The organism is Mesorhizobium sp. ESP6-5, from assembly GCF_020164695.1.
Classification (GTDB): domain Bacteria; phylum Pseudomonadota; class Alphaproteobacteria; order Rhizobiales; family Rhizobiaceae; genus Mesorhizobium; species Mesorhizobium australicum.
Genome location: NZ_JAIUGR010000029.1, coordinates 1 through 3,398, shown reverse-complemented (window position 1 = coordinate 3,398; position 3,398 = coordinate 1). Strand labels below are relative to the sequence as shown.

3 protein-coding genes are annotated in these 3,398 nt (G+C 62.7%); all 3 read left to right on the top strand.

The features are described from left to right. The first annotated feature begins 78 nt into the window (after nucleotides 1-78). Nucleotides 79-477: an IS66-like element accessory protein TnpA gene (gene tnpA, locus LB524_RS29160; RefSeq protein WP_411909950.1), complete on the top strand. Its 399-nt coding sequence runs from the start codon at nucleotides 79-81 to the stop codon at nucleotides 475-477. Next, nucleotides 474-821, top strand: coding sequence for an IS66 family insertion sequence element accessory protein TnpB (tnpB, locus tag LB524_RS28715; RefSeq protein WP_224531734.1), 348 nt, complete (start codon nucleotides 474-476; stop codon nucleotides 819-821). The genes tnpA and tnpB overlap by 4 nt, the downstream gene beginning before the upstream one ends. A gap of 91 nt (nucleotides 822-912) precedes the next feature. Next, nucleotides 913-2,499 (top strand): IS66 family transposase, encoded by a 1,587-nt coding sequence (tnpC, locus tag LB524_RS28710; RefSeq protein WP_224531732.1) that lies wholly within the window; start codon nucleotides 913-915, stop codon nucleotides 2,497-2,499. Nucleotides 2,500-3,398: the final 899 nt, after the last annotated feature.

The following is a 3,398-nucleotide window of genomic DNA, read 5'->3' as shown; positions in this document are numbered from 1 at the left end:
GTACCCCTCCGGTGAGGGCCGTCTTGTCAGCTGAGGGCGAACATCGGAAGTCCTAGGGATAATCCTAGGAGTAGCCCTATGACGATGGCGCGGTTGGAAGTGATCACGTCGGTCGAGAGGCGCCGGCGCTGGTCAGGGGAGGAGAAGGAGCACCTGGTCGCGGCGTCATTCGAGCCGGGAGTATCGGTGTCGGAGGTCGCGCGATCGGCCGGCATTCACGTCAGCCAGTTGTTTCGATGGCGCAAGGAGCTGTGTGATCCGGTCGACACCGGTGCCTCGCAATTGGTCCCAGTTGAGATCGTCCCTGCAGTGCCGTCTCCCGTTGAAGCGCCGGCGTCATCGACGTCACCCGGCCGATCGCGCCGCAAGGGCAGTATCATTGAGATCGAGCTTGGCGGCGGGCGGCGCGTTCGCGTCGACCGCGATGTGGACACCGAGGCGCTGCGGCGCGTTCTGGATGCGCTTGGATCCCGATGATCCCGGTTCCGAGCGGCGTGCGTGTGTGGTTGGCGACAGGCCACACCGACATGAGGAAGGGCTTCCCAGGCCTTGCGCTGATCGTGCAGGAGACATTGAAGCGCGATCCGCACAGCGGTCATCTGTTCGTCTTCCGCGGTCGGCGCGGCGACCTGATCAAGGTTCTGTGGCACGACGGCCAAGGCGCCTGCCTGTTCTCGAAGAAGCTCGAGCGCGGCCGCTTCATCTGGCCGTCGCCGGCTGACGGCGTGATCACCATCACGCCGGCGCAACTCGGCTATCTGCTCGAAGGCATCGACTGGCGTATGCCGCAAAAGACTTGGCGGCCGACGGCGACAGGCTAGATTTTGGCCTTGCACATGGTGGTGGATGTGATTCCATCGCTCGGTGTCCGCTGCTGAATCGCTCCCTTCCGACCTGGCTGCCGCCCACGCGATGATCCTCGCGGAGCGCGCCGCGCGCGTTGAGGCCGAAGCGCTTGCCGCCCGCGCAGCGGCTGTCAGTTCCGGGACGGAGGCGCTGATTGGGCGGCTGAAGCTGGAGATCGAGAAGCTCAGGCGCGAGCTCTATGGCAGCCGCTCGGAACGCAAGGCTCGTCTGCTTGAGCAGATGGAGCTTCAGCTTGAGGAACTGGAGGCCGACGCAACCGAGGACGAACTCGCTGCCGAGAAGGCGATAGCTCAAACGCAAACGGTTCGTTCGTTCGAGCGTCGACGCCCGGCGCGCAAGCCATTCCCCGAACATCTGCCGCGCGAGCGCATCGTAATCGCCGCTCCCGAGAGCTGCCCATGCTGCGGCTCGACCAGGTTGTCGAAGCTCGGGGAGGACGTTACCGAGACGCTCGAGGTGATCCCGCGCCAGTGGAAGGTCATCCAGACGGTGCGCGAGAAGTTCTCCTGCCGGCAATGCGAGGCGATCACCCAGCCGCCAGCACCGTTCCACGTCACTCCGCGCGGCTTTGCCGGCCCGAACCTGCTTGCTATGGTGCTGTTCGAGAAGTTCGGCCAACACCAGCCGCTCAACCGGCAGAGCGAACGTTACGGCCGCGAAGGCGTCGATCTGAGCCTGTCGACACTGGCCGACCAAGTCGGCGCCTGCGCGGCAGCGCTGCGCCCGCTGCATGCGCTAATCGAGGAGCATGTGCTCTCGGCAGACCGTCTTCACGGCGACGATACCACGGTGCCGATCCTGGCGAAGGGCAAGACCGATACCGGTCGGGCCTGGGTCTATGTCCGCGACGATCGGCCCTTCGGCAGCACAGCGCCACCGGCGGTGCTGTTTTACGCCTCCCGTAACAGGTCGGGCGAACATCCGGAACGGCATCTGAGCCAGTTCACCGGCATTCTGCAGGCCGATGCCTATGCCGGCTACAACGGGCTTTATCTCCCCGACCGGAAGCCCGGAGCGGTGACGGAGGCGCTGTGCTGGAGCCATGCGCGACGCAAGTTCTTCGTGCTGGCCGATATCGCCGCCAATAGCCGTCGGGGAAAGAACACGCCGCCGATCTCGCCGATCGCTTTCGAGGCTGTCAAACGTATCGATCTCCTGTTCGAGATCGAACGAGATATCAGCGGGCTTGCCGCCGAACTGCGCCTTGCCATCAGGACCGAAAGGAGCGCGCCGCTCATCGCCGAACTCGAAGCATGGATGCATGGCGAGCGAGCTAAACTGTCGCGTCACGCTCCCGTCGCGCAGGCGATCGACTACATGCTCAAGCGCTGGCCAGGCTTCATCCGCTTTCTCGAAGACGGGCGCATCTGCCTGACCAACAACGCGGCCGAACGCGCGCTCCGCGGTCTGGCTCTCGGCCGCAAGGCGTGGCTCTTCGCCGGTTCAGACCGTGGCGCCGACCGCGCTGCTATCATGTATACGCTGATTGGCTCCGCGAAGCTCAATGACGTCGATCCACAGGCCTGGCTCGCCGACGTGCTCGCCCGCATCGCCGACACATCGCAAGGCCGGCTGGACGAACTCCTGCCATGGAACTGGAAACGTCGATCATCGAAGGCCATCGCTGCGTAGGACGAGAGAATGGCTCACGGGCGAAACAAGTATCAGTCACGAGAGAACCGAGCTCGAGTCCGGGAGATCTTGCTACGCGATTGGGATCCTATCGGTGTCTCCGGCATACCAGATGCTACCGACGAATATGACGCCTACGCGAACACGGTCTACGTCATGCTGATGGACGAAAGCGCCACCGCGAGCGACATCGCAGCCTATCTATTCGCTGTAGCCACCGAGCATATGGGATTAATGGACCGCGGGCTGCTAGCTGAGAGAAGCGACCGGGTCGCCAAACTTCTGGTTAGCCTCCGACCTGAGTTCGGCAACCACTGACGGCACATTCGTCCGGTATCGGAACCACCGCGGCCTTTGCGGACGGTTATGATTGGAAGATAGAAGCGGCCGAGACTGCGAACGCGGGTCAGCCGATGAGGACTACAAGGTCCGCCTGGGCGCGCCGGCCTCAGCCAAATTCTGCTTGCTCTTCATTTGCGCGCAGACCTCTTAGGGCGCTCGTTCTCCGTTATTCCAAAAGTGAGCCGAGCGTCTGGCGCTTCTTTGTGAACGACAATCTGCATATGAGCTCGAAGCTCATTGCGGAAACGTGAGGCGTTTCGGGCTCCCCATACTCCGACGAAGCATTCGCCGGAAACATCGTTCTTGAAGACTGCCGCCCCACCAAAGGCGGAAGACAGACCGCCTTCACCAACAACACCCCCGTTGCCGTAAACTGCGACAACGCAATCCACCGGAGCAACGCTCACCACTGTGTCGCCGGACGGAGCGAAACCTGCGCTCCTGAAGAGATAAACAGGACAAGGAGAAGTAATCATTGCCTGAGCATACCTCGGTCGTTGGGTGCAGCAAGCTCCTCAGCTAACTTTCAATACCTGCGGTGTTCGCCGGACGGGTAC

Bases quoted from the DNA above. Each gene is read 5' to 3' on its own strand.
- tnpB (WP_224531734.1), top strand. From the start codon at position 474: ATGATCCCGGTTCCGAGCGGCGTGCGTGTGTGGTTGGCGACAGGCCAC.
- tnpA (WP_411909950.1), top strand. From the start codon at position 79: ATGACGATGGCGCGGTTGGAAGTGATCACGTCGGTCGAGAGGCGCCGG.
- tnpC (WP_224531732.1), top strand. From the start codon at position 913: ATGATCCTCGCGGAGCGCGCCGCGCGCGTTGAGGCCGAAGCGCTTGCC.